The organism is Clostridium sp. AWRP, assembly GCF_004006395.2.
Classification (GTDB): Bacteria; Bacillota; Clostridia; order Clostridiales; family Clostridiaceae; genus Clostridium_B.
Genome location: NZ_CP029758.2, coordinates 3,572,064 through 3,587,716 on the forward strand (window position 1 = coordinate 3,572,064; position 15,653 = coordinate 3,587,716).

The 15,653-nt window shown below is 31.9% G+C and carries 15 protein-coding genes and 1 riboswitch; of the genes, 7 read left to right on the top strand and 8 right to left on the bottom strand.

The genetic code is table 11. The annotated features are described in order from the left end of the window. Positions 1 to 32 precede the first annotated feature (32 nt). The gene (gene thiC, locus DMR38_RS16570) at positions 33 to 1,346 is read right to left on the bottom strand and encodes a phosphomethylpyrimidine synthase ThiC (RefSeq protein WP_127722368.1); all 1,314 of its coding nucleotides are present in this window, start codon (positions 1,344 to 1,346) and stop codon (positions 33 to 35) included. 125 nt (positions 1,347 to 1,471) lie between these two features. Next, a riboswitch (TPP riboswitch) is annotated at positions 1,472 to 1,578 on the bottom strand. 187 nt (positions 1,579 to 1,765) lie between these two features. On the opposite strand from thiC, the gene DMR38_RS16575 reads away from it, so the two are divergent. Continuing rightward, complete coding sequence (locus tag DMR38_RS16575) at positions 1,766 to 2,917, top strand: aminotransferase class V-fold PLP-dependent enzyme (protein WP_127722369.1); 1,152 nt, start codon at positions 1,766 to 1,768, stop codon at positions 2,915 to 2,917. Positions 2,918 to 2,964: 47 nt separating this feature from the next. On the opposite strand, the gene cbiM is transcribed toward DMR38_RS16575, so the two are convergent. The 3 genes from cbiM to DMR38_RS16590 form a co-directional block, all read right to left on the bottom strand. Beyond that, the gene (gene cbiM / locus DMR38_RS16580) at positions 2,965 to 3,963 is read right to left on the bottom strand and encodes a cobalt transporter CbiM (protein ID WP_127722370.1); all 999 of its coding nucleotides are present in this window, start codon (positions 3,961 to 3,963) and stop codon (positions 2,965 to 2,967) included. 280 nt (positions 3,964 to 4,243) lie between these two features. Then, on the bottom strand, positions 4,244 to 5,095 hold the full coding sequence (lipA, locus tag DMR38_RS16585) for a lipoyl synthase (RefSeq protein WP_127722371.1): 852 nt from the start codon (positions 5,093 to 5,095) through the stop codon (positions 4,244 to 4,246). A gap of 72 nt (positions 5,096 to 5,167) precedes the next feature. Continuing rightward, entirely contained in the window at positions 5,168 to 6,151 is a 984-nt protein-coding gene (locus DMR38_RS16590) for a lipoate--protein ligase (RefSeq protein WP_127722372.1), read from the bottom strand. Positions 6,152 to 6,316: 165 nt separating this feature from the next. On the opposite strand from DMR38_RS16590, the gene DMR38_RS16595 reads away from it, so the two are divergent. Together DMR38_RS16595 and DMR38_RS16600 are read left to right on the top strand one after the other, a co-directional pair. After that, positions 6,317 to 6,952, top strand: coding sequence for a hypothetical protein (locus tag DMR38_RS16595; protein ID WP_127722373.1), 636 nt, complete (start codon positions 6,317 to 6,319; stop codon positions 6,950 to 6,952). Between the two features lie 299 nt (positions 6,953 to 7,251). Next, complete coding sequence (locus DMR38_RS16600; protein ID WP_013239953.1) at positions 7,252 to 7,455, top strand: cold-shock protein; 204 nt, start codon at positions 7,252 to 7,254, stop codon at positions 7,453 to 7,455. A gap of 131 nt (positions 7,456 to 7,586) precedes the next feature. Here the strand turns inward: DMR38_RS16600 and sdaAA are convergent, their stop codons facing one another. Both sdaAA and sdaAB read right to left on the bottom strand, forming a co-directional pair. Beyond that, complete coding sequence (gene sdaAA, locus DMR38_RS16605; protein WP_127722374.1) at positions 7,587 to 8,459, bottom strand: L-serine ammonia-lyase, iron-sulfur-dependent, subunit alpha; 873 nt, start codon at positions 8,457 to 8,459, stop codon at positions 7,587 to 7,589. Positions 8,460 to 8,462: 3 nt separating this feature from the next. Then, positions 8,463 to 9,146, bottom strand: a complete 684-nt coding sequence (gene sdaAB / locus DMR38_RS16610; RefSeq protein ID WP_127722375.1) for an L-serine ammonia-lyase, iron-sulfur-dependent subunit beta — start codon at positions 9,144 to 9,146, stop codon at positions 8,463 to 8,465. A gap of 612 nt (positions 9,147 to 9,758) precedes the next feature. Here sdaAB and aspD point away from each other — a divergent pair. Together aspD and DMR38_RS16625 are read left to right on the top strand one after the other, a co-directional pair. Then, positions 9,759 to 11,390 carry an aspartate 4-decarboxylase gene (gene aspD / locus DMR38_RS16620; protein ID WP_127722376.1) on the top strand — a complete coding sequence of 544 codons (1,632 nt, stop codon included), beginning with the start codon at positions 9,759 to 9,761 and terminating at the stop codon, positions 11,388 to 11,390. Positions 11,391 to 11,504: 114 nt separating this feature from the next. Then, a complete protein-coding gene (locus tag DMR38_RS16625; protein ID WP_127722377.1) occupies positions 11,505 to 12,812 on the top strand; it encodes an aminotransferase class V-fold PLP-dependent enzyme in 1,308 nt (435 codons plus the stop codon). Between the two features lie 53 nt (positions 12,813 to 12,865). Here DMR38_RS16625 and DMR38_RS16630 read toward each other — a convergent pair whose 3' ends face one another. Together DMR38_RS16630 and DMR38_RS16635 are read right to left on the bottom strand one after the other, a co-directional pair. After that, positions 12,866 to 13,297 (bottom strand): hypothetical protein, encoded by a 432-nt coding sequence (locus DMR38_RS16630; RefSeq protein ID WP_127722378.1) that lies wholly within the window; start codon positions 13,295 to 13,297, stop codon positions 12,866 to 12,868. A gap of 22 nt (positions 13,298 to 13,319) precedes the next feature. Further along, positions 13,320 to 14,192, bottom strand: a complete 873-nt coding sequence (locus tag DMR38_RS16635; RefSeq protein ID WP_127722379.1) for a LysR family transcriptional regulator — start codon at positions 14,190 to 14,192, stop codon at positions 13,320 to 13,322. 131 nt (positions 14,193 to 14,323) lie between these two features. On the opposite strand from DMR38_RS16635, the gene DMR38_RS16640 reads away from it, so the two are divergent. Together DMR38_RS16640 and DMR38_RS16645 are read left to right on the top strand one after the other, a co-directional pair. Further along, complete coding sequence (locus DMR38_RS16640; RefSeq protein WP_127722380.1) at positions 14,324 to 15,160, top strand: sulfite exporter TauE/SafE family protein; 837 nt, start codon at positions 14,324 to 14,326, stop codon at positions 15,158 to 15,160. Positions 15,161 to 15,163: 3 nt separating this feature from the next. Further along, positions 15,164 to 15,550, top strand: coding sequence for a DUF1634 domain-containing protein (locus tag DMR38_RS16645; protein ID WP_175413044.1), 387 nt, complete (start codon positions 15,164 to 15,166; stop codon positions 15,548 to 15,550). The last annotated feature ends 103 nt before the right edge of the window (positions 15,551 to 15,653 follow it).

Consider the following 15,653-nt stretch of genomic DNA (forward strand, 5'->3'; position numbering starts at 1 on the left):
CTTATCTCCTTCAATTCCTTTAAGCTTACACATTAATCATCATCTCTTAAAACATTTAAATTTTTTCCTTCCATAACCTTATTCATATTTCTAACAGCACACATTTTTCCACACATAGTACATGTATGTTCATCTTCTGGTTTTGATTCTTCTCTGTATCTTCTTGCCTTTTCTGGATCTATAGATAAATCAAATATTTTTTTCCAATTAAGCTCTCTTCTAGCTTTACTCATAGCATTGTCCCAATCTCTTGCCCCTTTTATTCCCTTTGCAATATCTCCTGCATGAGCTGCAATTTTAGTAGCTATGATTCCTTCTTTCATATCTTCTAAGTTTGGAAGTCTTAAATGTTCTGCTGGAGTTACATAACATAGAAAATCTGCTCCTGAAGATGCAGCTATTGCTCCTCCTATAGCTGATGTAATGTGATCATAACCTGGTGCTATATCTGTAACTAAAGGTCCTAACACATAAAACGGTGCATTATGACACAATTTCTTTTCTATCTGCATATTTGCTTTTATTTCATCTAAACTCATATGCCCTGGTCCTTCTATCATAACTTGTACATTTCTCTCCCAAGCTCTTTTGGCAAGCTCTCCTAAAGTCATAAGCTCCTTAATTTGTGAAGCATCTGTAGAATCCTTTATAGCACCTGGTCTGCAAGCATCTCCTAAACTTATAGTTACATCATATTTTTCACATATATCTAAAACCTTATCAAAATGCTCGTAAAAAGGATTTTCTTTTTCATTTAATTGCATCCATGCATATATTAAGGATCCCCCTCTGGATACAATGTTCATAAGTCTTTCAGTTCTCCTAAATACTGCTGCAGTTTCTCTATTTATACCTGCATGAATAGTCATAAAATCCACACCATTCTGCGCATGCTTTTCAATTACACCTAAAAGTTCCTCTTCAGTTATGTCTTTTAATTCTTTATCATAAAATCCTATGGCATCATACATAGGCACTGTTCCTATCATAGCAGCTGACATTTCTACTAGTTTAGTTCTAAATTCTTCAGTTTTTCCAAAGCAGCTTAAATCCATTATAGCTTCTGCTTTCATTTCTAAAGCTATCTTAACCTTTTCTAATTCATCCTCTATGCAATTGCAGTCCTTTGAAATTCCCAAATTTACATTTATCTTAGTTTTGAGTCCTTGTCCTACACCTTCCGGATCTAATGCATTATGATTTTTATTAGCTGGTATTACAACTTGACCCTGCGCAACTAATTCCATTAGTTGTAGTGATTTCATGTTTTCTTTAGCAGCTACTCTCTCCATTTCCTTTGTAATTATACCTTTTTTAGCAGCATCCATTTGTGTTGTGTAATTCATTTTAAACATCTCCTTTAACATATTTTTTGAAAATTATGTTAAATAAAAAAGGAGGTGATTCTAAATCTCCCTCATATTCATCTTTATATAAATAAAAAAATGCAACCTTATAAAGTTGTATTTTAAAACTATATAAAGCTCTTCCCTACGCTGGAATTATCCAGATCAGGTATGAGGGTCAGAACTAACAGTTCTATCTCAGCCTATAACATAGACCCCCCTAGATTATTTAATTTTATATGTAAATTATATAATATATGTTTAATTTTTTCAACTGTACATTTTGATACCTTCAATAAGTAATTGGAGATTTACACCCAAATCCCCCTTTAACTTCTTATTAATAAAGTTATAATATAATTATGTTGAATTAATTATATTTTATAAATCTAGGAACCTAAAGAAAGGAGATAATCGTATTGGGAATTTATTTAGACAACGCTGCTACATCTTATCCAAAACCACCTGCAGTTGTAGATGCAATTTCAAATTTTATGAAGAACATAGGCGCTACTGCAGGAAGAGGAGCTTACAAATCAGCTATTGAAGCTGATAGACTTGTATTTAACTGCAGAGATAGTATATGTAAGTTATTTAACGGTAAAGACCCTTCTAACATAATCTTTACTTACAACATAACAGATTCACTTAATCTAATAATAAACGGAGTTTTAAATCAAGGAGATCATGTTATCACAAGTAGCTTGGAGCATAATTCTGTATGGAGACCTTTAAAAACTCTTGAACGGGACATAGGTATAGAAATATCTACACTTCCCTGTACAAATGAAGGAATATCAAAAGCCTGTGACATAGAAAAATTAATAAAGAAAAATACTAAGCTAATTGTATTCACTCATGCTTCTAACGTGCTTGGAACTATTCAACCTATAAGGGAGATAGGCGCTATAGCTAGAAAACATAAAATTCTATTTTTAGTAGATAGTGCACAGACAGCCGGAGCTTATCCTATTGATGTACAAAAAGACAACATAGATATTCTTGCCTTCACAGGTCATAAAAGTCTTTTGGGACCTACTGGCACAGGAGGACTTTTAATAAATTGCGATACTAATTGTATAAGGCCATTAAAATCTGGAGGAACTGGTGAAGATTCCAAAAATCCATACCAACCTGATTATTATCCTAATAAATTAGAAGCAGGCACCTTAAATGTAGCTGGAATAGTTGGTTTAGGAGAAGGAATTAAGTACATATATGATCTAGGAGTACAAAAGATAAGAGATACAGAAAATAAAATAATTGAGTATGCCCTCAAGAGATTAGAGGAAGTTCCAGGAATTCATATATATGGCCCAAAAGATGCGGAAAAAATAGTAGGTGTCATTTCATTTAATATAGAGAATATGTCTGGTGAAGATATTGCTTTTAAGCTGGATAAGGAATATGACATAATGATAAGAGTTGGATTTCATTGTGCTCCAACAGCCCACAGGATAATGGGGACTTATGAAATTGGTGCTATGAGAATAGGTATTGGATATTTTAATGAAAAGCAAGATATAGATGCATTAATAAATGCTTTAAAAAATATAGTTTTCGAAAAATAAAGTAAAACCCCTTTTTAACTTTTATGTGTAAAAAGGGGTTTTTCCATTTATTTATTTACTTTAACATTTCTATTATCTACATCTGACGCATTTTTTCTTAAAGAAGATATTACTTTAAATACAATCATTATAAGTGCTATTCCTGCCACTGCTGAAATAATGTAACCTACAATATCATTCATTCCTTTTATGGAATAATCCGCTGCAATGGCATTATAGTGTATTCCATTTTGAAATCCTTTAGGTATGTAACCTACAAGAGATTTAATACCATCTGAATCCCATTCGCCAAATGCATCTCCAGCAGCTAAAAGTCCTAGTGGACATAAAACTACAAGAACTGCCAAAAGTCCATAAAGTGGTTTTTTACTTCCACCTTTATCTTCATATAATACATCTGGAGACATTTTTTTAACATAAGCATATACTGCTGCAGTTATAGCTCCTTCAAGTATTCCTACTAAAAGATGGGTTCCTACCATAGCTGGTACAGTTACTTGTAAGGTATAAGGACAATAAAGTGCCTTTCCAGCTGCATCTGTAAATAATAAAGGCTGTATACCAAATTCAACAGATGCCATAAAAGATGCTGCCACAATTCCCACATATGCTCCTACAAAAGCTGCAATATATTCTCCTTTAGGACTCTTCAGTTTACCTTTTATAATGCTGTACAAAGTATATCCTACAAAAGGCATTATAAACGCCATATTAAAGGTATTAGCTCCAAAGGCAAGTATTCCTCCATCTCCGAAGAAAAGTGCCTGTATAAGTAGTGCTATAGTAACTGCAATAGTCGCCGCATAAGGTCCAAGCAAAATTGCTATCAAAGTTCCCCCTACTGCATGAGCTGTTGTTCCTCCCGGTATAGGTACATTAAACATCATTATAAGAAAAGAAAATGCTCCGCAAACACCAAGCATAGGCATTTTTTTTGGGCTTATTTCACTTTTTACCTTTTTTACGGCCTTTGCCCAAACTGGCAGCATTACCACTGCCATAACAGCACAAGTTGATGGACTTAAATAATTATCTGGAATATGCATAATAAAGACCTCCTAGAATTTTAAAAAAATATATAAATTTGTATTCCTCTAATATACATAGCAATATATATGCCAATTTTCTATATATTTTTAATAATTTTTGCAGAACCTTTTCAATAGACGCCAATAGTAGGACAAGCTTTGATAGTTAATTTAAAAATTTTATGCTAAGAAATTTTTCTAAGTCCATTAATCTCAAAACGATACAAAATTTATCTCAAAATGATATTATGTTTTAATTTTATATCAAAATGATATAAATAGAGTTCTTGACACCAGATTAGCCTTCAAGCATTTCATCTGCATGATAGGAGCTTCTCACTAGTGGGGAAGATGATACAAATTTGAAACCCAATTCTAAAGCTATTTCTTTATATTTTTTAAATTGATCAGGATGAACATACTCTACAACAGGATGATGTTTTGCAGAAGGTGGCAGGTACTGACCTATTGTAACAATGTCACAATCCACCTTTCTTAAATCCTTTAATACTTCTATAATATCTTCTTCTTTTTCCCCAAGCCCCAACATAAATCCTGATTTTGTTAAAATTGAGTTATCCATAATCTTAACTCTTTTTAAAACTTCCAGTGAACGCTTATAAACTGCCATTGGTCTTACTTCTTTATACAGAGCAGGTGTCGTCTCTACATTGTGATTTATTACATCAGGTTTTGAATCCACTACCTTTTTAAGTGCAGTTTCATTTCCCTTAAAATCCGGTATTAAAACTTCTACTGTTATATTTTTATTAAGCTTTCTTATTTCCTCTACAACACTAGCAAAATGAGAAGCTCCTCCATCTTCTAAATCATCTCTTGTAACAGATGTTATTACTGCATATTTCAGTTTTAGCTTATCCACTGCTTGTGCCACATTAAAAGGTTCTTTTTCATCAACCTTTTCAGGTTTACCTTTAGTTACATTACAAAAAGTACAATTTCTAGTACAATTTTTTCCCAGTACCATAAAAGTTGCCCTGCTTTTATTAAAACATTCCATCCTATTAGGACAATTTGCCTCACCACATACAGTATTCAATGAATACCTTTTAAGTATATCCTTTACATCTTGAGAAACTTGTCCCCCTATTATTTTTATTTTTAACCACTCAGGTTTTCTCTTATACATAAAATATAATCCCTCGTTTCTTCTTTAAAATATGCTAATTTTTTAACACATCTCCACAAAATTAGTATACTACTATTTAAACATAACCTCCATAATATCTTTTTTGCTTATATTATGCATATATTTTTCAATATCTACGTTTTCAAATGCTTTCAGAATCTCTTCTTTTTCATACTTAATTCCTAGAAACTTATTTTCCAATTCACCAATCTCGCAGCTGCTGAAAAAATCTCCAAAAAATTTTATATTGTCTATAATACCTTTTTCTACATATATATTGACCTGTACAATTCCTCCTAAAGATTTTTTCTCGTTGGAATAATTAAACTTTTTAAGATGTCCATAATTCCATTCCCAAGTCTTATATTTAAGATAACATATTTCTTTTATTTTTTTCCATTCCTCTTTTGAAAATGTATATATTTTAGGATTTTCATCTTCACTTATAACTGATTTCATTAAAAATTCTTTGAATTCAATTATAGTCATATCACCTTTAATATAATCATATATATTCGTAACTCTGCTTTTTACCGATTTAACAGCTTTATCAGAAAATTTTATAGGATTTACATAAAGAGCTTCATTCAAATTTTTCATATTAACAGAAAATAGAATACTTCCATGATGTAAAATCTTATTTCCATGTTTATACTGAGCGTTTCCTGAAACTTTTTTACCTTCTATAACTAGATCATTTCTACCAGAAAGCTCTGCGTTTACAGATAACTTTTTCAATGCTCTTATTATGGGATACGTAAACTTACCAAAATCCGCAAAGGCATTGTTTTCGCCTACAGATATAAAAGTAAAATTTAAAGTTCCAAGGTCATTGAATATAGTTCCTCCCCCTGACATCCTCCTTACCACTGATAAATTATGTTCTTTTACATAGTCTATGTTTATCTCTGAAAGGGTATTTTGATTTTTGCCTATTAAAACACAAGGTCTGTTTCTCCAAAGGATAAAACAATCCTTATTGAATGTTTGCATTACATATTCTTCAATTGCATGGTTCATATATGGGTTAGTATTTTGGTGCTCAATAAATAACATTTTCATTACTCCTTTTTTAGAATAGACTTTCCATCAACACTTATCTACAAAGCTACCTAAAATGAATTATACACAATAAGTTTAATATTTAAAAGTAATTATTCAGTAATTAAATTATATTTCGATACTTGTAATATATAGATAAAAATGTAAGAAGGGGTTATTGTGGATTCAATTGCAATTAGCAAATCAATTTTCTGTAAAACCAAGTGTAATGTCAGCGAGCATAAAACTTCATCTAGGCACAATAATACTACAAATTTTAAAGACAAAGATGATTCAAATATATCCAAAGATGGAATTGTACTCTGTAACTTTTTTAACCGCATTGAAAGCTCTAGTAAAGACAATGCTAAACTTTCTTCACTATCAAAATATACTTCAGAATATAAAAAGATAAAAAAAGAAATTTTATCCGGCACTTATGGAAGCGATACTCAAAAGTACATGAATATGCTTGACAATGCATTTAAAGACACCTTAGATAATTTTTCAAATTTGCTTATCAAATCACTTACTAAAAACACTACAAAAAACACCATGAAGATGTCTTATTCATCTCTAATTAAATGTCAAAAACAATACGAAACGGGTACAACCCTAACCTGGATATTTAGAGAAGAAAATAAGGAAGTGCTGCGTAAAATAGAGTATTATAAGAAAAGAAAAAATAATCAAATGGTAACTTCTTTGACTCAATTAAACCATACTTATAAACATATAATAAGCAATATCTCAAATACAACAACTATGATAATGGACAATATAAATGGCTCTTTCAATTCAAATAAACCCACATAGGAGATCCTTTTACCTCCTAATTTCTAAAAGGATCTCTTAAAAATGTTAAATGTTAAATGTTAAATAATAATACTAATAAAAAAGTTTTTAATGGCAGCAAAATTATTTTAAAAATTACTTTGATTATAGAGTAAAATTAATGTATAATATGTTTATTAGGTAACATCAATATTTAATGTGAAATTTTAAGATTTGTTGTTAATTTTACATTTTTGTGTTATACTAATGTAATAATAAACACCGATATACAAAATCAAGCTATATCAATTATAAGTGTTTTATCTTTAGGAGGATAATAAATGAAAATAGGAACAGTAAAATGGTTTAACTCAGAAAAAGGATTTGGATTTATCGAAGTACCTGGCGAAAATGATGTTTTCGTACACTTCACTGCAATCCAAAGTGATGAACCAAGAAAAAATCTTGAAGAAGGTCAAAAAGTTCAATTTGATGTTGAAGAAGGACCAAAAGGTCTTCAAGCTGCTAACGTTGTAAAACTATAATTTATAGCTTACAATATTAGAATAAAACATCTTAACATAAATGAATAGAATGTTTTACCACCTCTGAATAAAGGTGGTTTTTTATACCTTTGAAAGAAAGGGATATACAAATATTTGCATACCCCTTTCTTTTATTTTCCAAGTACCTGCTTTTTTAATTTAAGGCCAGTTTCTGTAATTGCAAGTCCTCCAAGTGCTGTCTCCCTAAGTGCACAGGGAAGTTGTTTTCCAACCCTATACATTGCCGAAACAGTATCATCAAAAGGTATTCTACTGTATACACCTGCCATAACCATATCTGCTGTAGTTAGTGCACTTACAGTTCCTGAAACATTTCGCTTGGCACAAGGTACTTCTACAAGACCTGCCACAGGATCACAAACTAATCCTAATACATTTTTTATCACTATAGCACTGGCATTTAAAGCTTGCTCTGGAGTACCACCCATCATCTCAACTACTCCTCCTGCTGCCATAGCAGCTGCAGAACCACACTCTGCCTGGCAGCCGCCTTCAGCTCCTGACATAGTGGCATTTTTAGCTATTATCATTCCAATTCCAGTTGCTGCAAAGAGTGCTTGAATCAATTCATCCTCACTCTTATTTAGCTTTTCTCCTGCACTTATTATTGCCGCAGGTATTATTCCACAAGAACCTGCTGTAGGTGCAGCCACTATCTTTCCCATAGCAGCATTAACTTCCGAACATGAAAGTGCCCTTGCCATGGCTTTTATCATAAAATCTCCAGTTAAACTTTTTCCTTCCCTACAATAATTATTTAATATGTAAGCATCCCCACCTATAAGTCCGCTTATAGATTTTACTTTATTTTGCAGACCATATTCTGCAGCATTTTGCATTACTTTAAGATTTTTTCTCATCTTTGCTAAAATTTCTTTTCTGCTGGAATCTCCCCTTTTAATTTCTTCCTCAACCGTATATTCCCATATTTTCATACTTTTTTCTCTACATATTTTTATAAGTTCATATCCTGTATTAGCCATCTATCATTCCTCCTCTGTTATAGGATTTATAGCTCTTATCTTTTTTATATTTGAAATTTCATTTATTTCATTTACAACGTCCTCGGAAATTAAATCGTCCACTTCAAACACCATAGTTGCTCCAGAACCTCTAGTGCTTTTTCTATACACTCTCATAAAAGCTATGTTTATTTTATGTTTATAAAGTATATCAGATACCTTTGCAACCATACCTGGCACATCCATATGATTTATCAATATAGTAGGATAATTTCCCGTAAACTCTATTTTGTCTCCATCCACTTCACTTATTACCACATTTCCTCCACCTATAGATGAGCCTACCATTTCACAAGTTTCCCCATTATCCTTTTCTATAATAAATTTAACTGTATTAGGATGAACGTCTCCTAAATCTATTTCTTTAAATTCAATTCTAATTCCCTCTTCCCCTGCCAAAATAATAGATTTTTTTAGGTTTTCATCCCAGGGATCCATTCCCAGTATTCCAGCAACCAAAGCCTTGTCTGTACCATGTCCTTTATAAGTTTTAGCAAAAGATCCATGAAGCAGAAATTGTACCTTTAAAATTTTGCCGCCTGCTATAGTCTTTGCAATTTTACCCAGCCTTGCTGCCCCAGCAGTATGAGAACTGGAGGGTCCTATCATTATAGGTCCTAGAATATCAAAAACACTATATTCTCTCATATTAAGCACATCCTTTCATTTTAGTCCTAAAATATAAGGCATTTGAAAGAAAATAACAAATCAAAGATGCGACGAATATTTTTTATCCGATGACTACCCACTCTAATACTTACACTTTTCCAAGTGTGAGCAAAGAGTGGCTATGTCCCTGGATAACAATTTCTAAGCATCGGATGAAGTTTAAAACTTCATCTGATGCCAAGAACTTTGTTTATCAGACAAGGAGGCAGGTTCCACAGATAGTGAATCCTATCTAAGGGTTCTACCGACGCAGTATGATAAAAAATAGGCTAGCATACTGACTAGTTATTTCTTTGAAATGCCTGACAGCTTTTATTATATTATGGTCATTCAAAAACTAGTATATAATTAAACTAAAAAAATTGCACTAGGCTGATACTTCTCATGTGCATATTTTTGTTTGTATTTGCAGAATATAAACAGAGTTCTTGGTTTCAGGTGGAATTTTTTTCTCCATCTGAAACTTAGAAATCGTTATCCAGGGGCGTAGCAGCCGTTATCCCCCACTTTATAAAAAGATGGAGGGTATTACGGCCGGTAGCCATCGGATAAATTTTATAATATATAAAATTTTTGGAGGAAATACATAAAATGTATGCGGATAAAAATATTCAACTACTAGAACTAGAGCGCATTTATGGTAAAATAAGTCCTTTTGAATTAAAAAACAAACTAATTAATCTTGCTAAAGATCAGAAGGTAAAAAGTGCACATACTCTTTTAGATGCAGGAAGAGGGAATCCTAACTGGATAGCCACTTCTCCCCGAGAAGCCTTTTTTGCTTTTGGACAATTTGCATTAGAAGAATCACGGCGAATATGGAATGAAAAGAACTTAGGCGGAATGCCTGAAAAACAAAATATACATATACGCTTTTATAACTATATTGAAACTCACAAAACTTGTCCAGGCATAGATATATTAAAAAAATTCATAGACTACGGTATAAATTCTCAAGGATTCAATGCAGAAGATTGGATTTATGAACTAACAGATGGAATTATAGGTGATAACTACCCAGACCCAAACAGAATATTAACCCATGTAGAAAAGATAGTAACCCAGTATTTAAGTAAGGAAATATATAATTTACAGGAGTTCAATTCTAAGTTAAAATTATTTGCCGTAGAAGGTGCTACTGCTGCCATATGCTATATATTTGATTCATTAATTGCCAATGAACTTCTTGAAAAAGGCGATAAAGTAGCAATTATGACTCCTATCTTTACTCCCTATTTAGAAATTCCAATTATTCCAAGATATAATTTTAATTTAGTTAAGATAATGGCCTCTGAAAATTCCGAAAAAGGAAGTAGTCCATGGCAGTATCCAAAATCAGAACTAAAAAAACTAGGTGACATAACTATCAAAGCTTTATTTTTAGTAAATCCAAGCAATCCACCTTCAGAAGCCATGGAACCTGAATCCATTAAGTATCTTATAGACACTATTAAAGATTCTAATCCAAATTTAATGATTATATCAGATGACGTATATGGTACTTTTCCAGACAGCTTTAATTCCATAGTATCAGCTCTCCCCTACAATTGCATAGGAGTTTATTCATTTTCAAAGTATTTTGGTGTAACAGGCTGGAGACTTGGAACTATAGCGATCCATGAAAATAATGTATTTGATAAGCTTTTAAAAGAGCTGCCAGAAGATAAAAAAAGTACTATAAAAAAACGTTATGAATCCATTTCAACCGATCCAATGGAAATTAATTTTATAGATAGAATTGCAGCAGACAGCCGTCAGGTAGCACTTCACCATACTGCAGGTTTGTCAACGCCCCAGCAGGTCCAAATGACCTTTTTTGCAATATTCTCCCTGTTGGATACTAAAAATGAATACAAAAACCTGATAAAGAGAATATGTAAAAGGCGAAAAAAGCTACTATTTAAAAGCCTTAAAATAAATATGCCAGAAGATCCTTATGATGCAAACTACTATGCAGAATTTGACCTATTAAAATGGGCAAATGTTCATTACGGAAAAGCCTTTGGGGATTATTTAGACATGAGCTACGAACCAATAGATATACTCTTTAAATTAGCCGAAAAATCTTCTATTGTATTATTAGGAGGCTCTGGATTCTATGCCTCTAAATGGTCTGTGAGAATTTCACTTGCAAATTTAAATGACAGTGCCTATTCTAAAATAGGAAATGTGCTCCATAACATTTTACAGGAATATAAAGACACTTGGGAAAACAGCAAATAAATATGGCCTATGCTTATTCCTATATTTGCTTTATTCATAAACTTTTCAGCTATTTGGTACATTTAAAATCATATTACATATTATATATAAGTACCTTATAGGAGTGATTTTAATATGTCCTATGATAAAACAAATCATAATTATAGAGAATTAATAACCGGTGTAGATACAAAAATACCTTTAAAAAATGGAAAGCTAGTAACTGCTATAAATTTTGATAATGCAGCTACTACACCTCCTTTTAATTATGTTATGGAAAAGGTAGTTAGTTTTTTACCCTATTATTCTTCTATTCATCGAGGAACCGGTTTTAAATCTAAATTATCCTCTGAAATCTATGAAACATCTCGACAACTTATATGTAACTTTGTTCACTGCGATTCCGAAAAAAATACAGTAATCTATGTAAAAAACACTACTGAAGCTATTAATAAATTATCTTATATTTTTAATTATCTATATAAAGATGCTGTTATATTAGCTACTAGAATGGAACATCATTCTAATGATTTACCCTGGAGGAACAAATTTAAAGTAGATTATTTGGAGGTAGATGAAACCGGTAAACTAATTCTTTCAGATTTAAGACGCAAATTAAAAAAGCATGATGGCAGAGTTAAGTTGGTATGTGTAACTGGTGCTTCTAATGTAACAGGATACAAAAACCCTATATATAAAATTGCAAAAATTGCCCACAATTATGGATCAGAAATTCTAGTAGATGGTGCACAACTTGTACCTCATTATCCTATATACATGAAGCAGTATTATAAAGACGAATCTATTGACTATTTAGCCTTCTCAGCACACAAAATGTATGCACCCTTTGGCATAGGCGTATTGATAGGCCCCAAGAAGACTTTCTGTAGTGTATCACCTGAATATAGCGGAGGAGGTGCTATAAAATTAGTTACAGATAACAGCGTAATATGGAATGATCCACCTGAAAAAAATGAAGCTGGTACTCCAAACGTACTTGGTGTAGTTGCCCTAACTGCTTCTATTGAAATGTTAAACAAATTGGGAATAAACAATATAGACAAAAGTGAAATGGAAATATATAACTACGCTTTAAACAAAATCATTAGTCTTCCAAACATCACTTTATACTGTGACCCAAATCCAAATTGCGATAAAGTTGCAATACTTCCTTTTAACATAAAAGGACTTTATCACGGTATTACAGCAAGACTTCTTTCAGATTTATCTGGTATTTCAGTCAGAAGTGGATGCTTTTGTGCTCAACCCTACGTACAAAGACTTCTTAAGCTTTCTCGTAAAGATATAACCTATTTAAAACACAATTACAATGATATTTCTCATCCTGGTCTAGTCCGATTGAGCTTTGGTTTATACAATACTTATAGTGAAGTAGATATTTTAATTGACACCTTAAAGGAAATAATTAAAAACAAAGCTTAAATAAACAAATTAAACTTTAGGTGTTCTATCCTAAAGTTTAATTGTTCTATTTCCTATTTGTTTAAAAGTCCTGCTGACAATATAAATACCATAAGTATAGGAAAACAATCACATATAATCCAACCTAAAATTATAATTACAAGACTTAATAGATTGTATTTAAAATACTTGTAGATAATTAAATTATATATAAAAAACAAATTAGTAACTATAAAAGCAATAATTATAGGGATTGGATTGGACACTCCATATACCACTAAAACATGAAGTACAAATATAATTGTTAAAACAGTAGCCATAAAGAAAACTATTCTAAGCCCATCCCTATTTTTAAATTTAAAAAATATACAAAATCCATCGTATACACATAATGCCAAAGGTACGAGTGCAATTATTTCAAATTTGTCTATGTAAAAATAAGCGGTAATTAAGACAGCAACAAAAAACAGTATCTTAACATTAAAGTTAAAATTTTTTTCATTCATTAAAATCGTCTCCTAAAATATTCTATTTTTTCATAGAAAAAATACGCAAAAAATTTCTAGCTACTGATGACATATATCTATTCTTCACACATATAGCAGCTATACTAGTTTCCAAATCAACTTCATCTATCTTTTTTCTTTTCAAATCTACATTTTTAACCACATCAATAGATGTTTTTGGGACAATGGCCATTCCAATGCCTGATTCTGCCCATACAAGTGCTGTTCTTGCATCTTCAGTGTTACAAATTATATTAGGTACAAAACCTTCTTTATTGCAGCACTCAAATATCAACTTTTCAAATCTTCTGTATATAATTAAAGGTCTACCTTTCAAGTCCTTTAATTTAACACTTTCTCTATCTTCAAACAAATCACACACCTTGTTAAATACAACAGTCATAGGCTCTTTAGGCAGCGCAGTTATTTCAAGTCCTTCCGTATTAAAAGGGGTTCTTACAATACCAACTTCTATCAATCCACTGTTTAATATTTCTAATATTCTAAAGGTATTTCCTTCCCATACGTTAAAATTTACCTCTGGATATTCTTTATGAAAAATCTTTATTCTTTCTGGTAGCAATGTAGCACCTGAAGAAGATACCGTTCCAATGGAAAGCGTTCCCTTTGCTCCTTCTTTAAAATCCTTTAATTCCTTTGCAGTAAAACTTACTAATTTAAGTATTTGTTCAGCTCTATTTGCAAGTATCTCTCCTGCACTTGTTAAATGTATCTTATGACTTCCCCTGTCCATAAGCTTAACACCTAATTCTTCTTCTAAAAGCTTTAAGTGATAACTTAAAGGTGGCTGCGCCATATTTAACTTTTTAGCTGCACTAGTTATTTTACCTTCTTTAGCAATAGTCAGAAAATACTTCAGCTGCTTAATATCCATAAAAAGATATCACTCCTATTATATAATTTCTATATACTTTGAATACTAATTATGTATTTTAAATATATAATTTTCCCTGCTATAATAATACTTGAAAACAAAAATTTATTCAACATAGGAGGAATGGCATTTTGTCAATATTAACATTAGAAATTCTCAGTGTATCCGTTATTGCAGGCATAGCAGGATCTATACTGGGCCTTGGAGGTGGAACAGTAATTACTCCAGCACTTACTCTTTTATTTGGAATAGATATAAAATATGCTATAGGTGCCAGCTTAATATCTGTTATTGCTACTTCAAGTGGAGCCGCTGTAGCTTATATAAAGGATAAAATAACAAATTTAAGAGTTGGTATGTTTCTTGAAATAGCCACAACTATAGGTGCTGTAACCGGTGCCTTTCTTGGAGGAATCATAAATCCAAAGTATCTTTACTTTCTATTTGGATTACTTCTTCTATATTCCGCACTAGCTATGGCCAAAAAAGGCAAAAGTGAACTGCCTCAGGGTGTACAAACTCATCCTCTTGCAAAAAAACTTAAACTAAATGGTGAGTACTATGACAAAATTGTAGGCGAAACCGTATGCTACAACGTAGCTAATGTACCCAGTGGATTTGGAGTAATGTATGGTGCTGGTATCATCTCCGGACTTCTTGGAATTGGAAGTGGTAGTTTTAAGGTCATGGCTATGGACTTATTTATGAAATTGCCTTTAAAAGTGTCCAGTGCCACCAGCAATTTTATGATGGGCGTTACTGCTGCTGCCAGTGCAGGTGTTTACCTTTTAAGAGGCAGCATAGATCCTAAAATTTCTGCTCCCGTTGCTCTAGGTGTACTAGCAGGGGCAACTATAGGCACTCGAATTATGCAAAATATGAAAAGCAAAACCATAAGAAAGATATTCGTACCTTTTCTTATTTATATATCTGTAGAAATGGTTTTAAAGGGATTTGGGGGTAGATAACTAATGCAACAGCAGAATAGTACTATTGAAAAGAACGAAAAAAGTGCAGAAGAAATAGAACTTATAATAAGTACATTTTTAAGAGTAGGTGTCATATTAAGTTCAATTGTAATATTAGCAGGTCTTTTAATGTTTTTAATATCTGGTCACAGTGGCTACGCTGGAAATTATTATCCAACTAAACCTATTGACATATTAAAAGGTTGTAAATATTTTAAGCCTTATGCAATCATGCTGCTCGGTCTTTTGATTTTAATGGCAATACCTGTACTCAGAGTAGCAGTATCCATACTAGTATTTTTTAAAGAAGGGGACTACCTATATGTAAAAATTACTTCTTTGGTACTTGTGATACTTTTATGCAGTATTCTCATTGGAAAAATAGGCTAAATCTTTAAATATCATAGAGTTTTTCTACATATACGTTCATTTTTAGGAATAATATTATATGAAATATTCTAATTGAAATTTTACCTTATACATAAAATATACT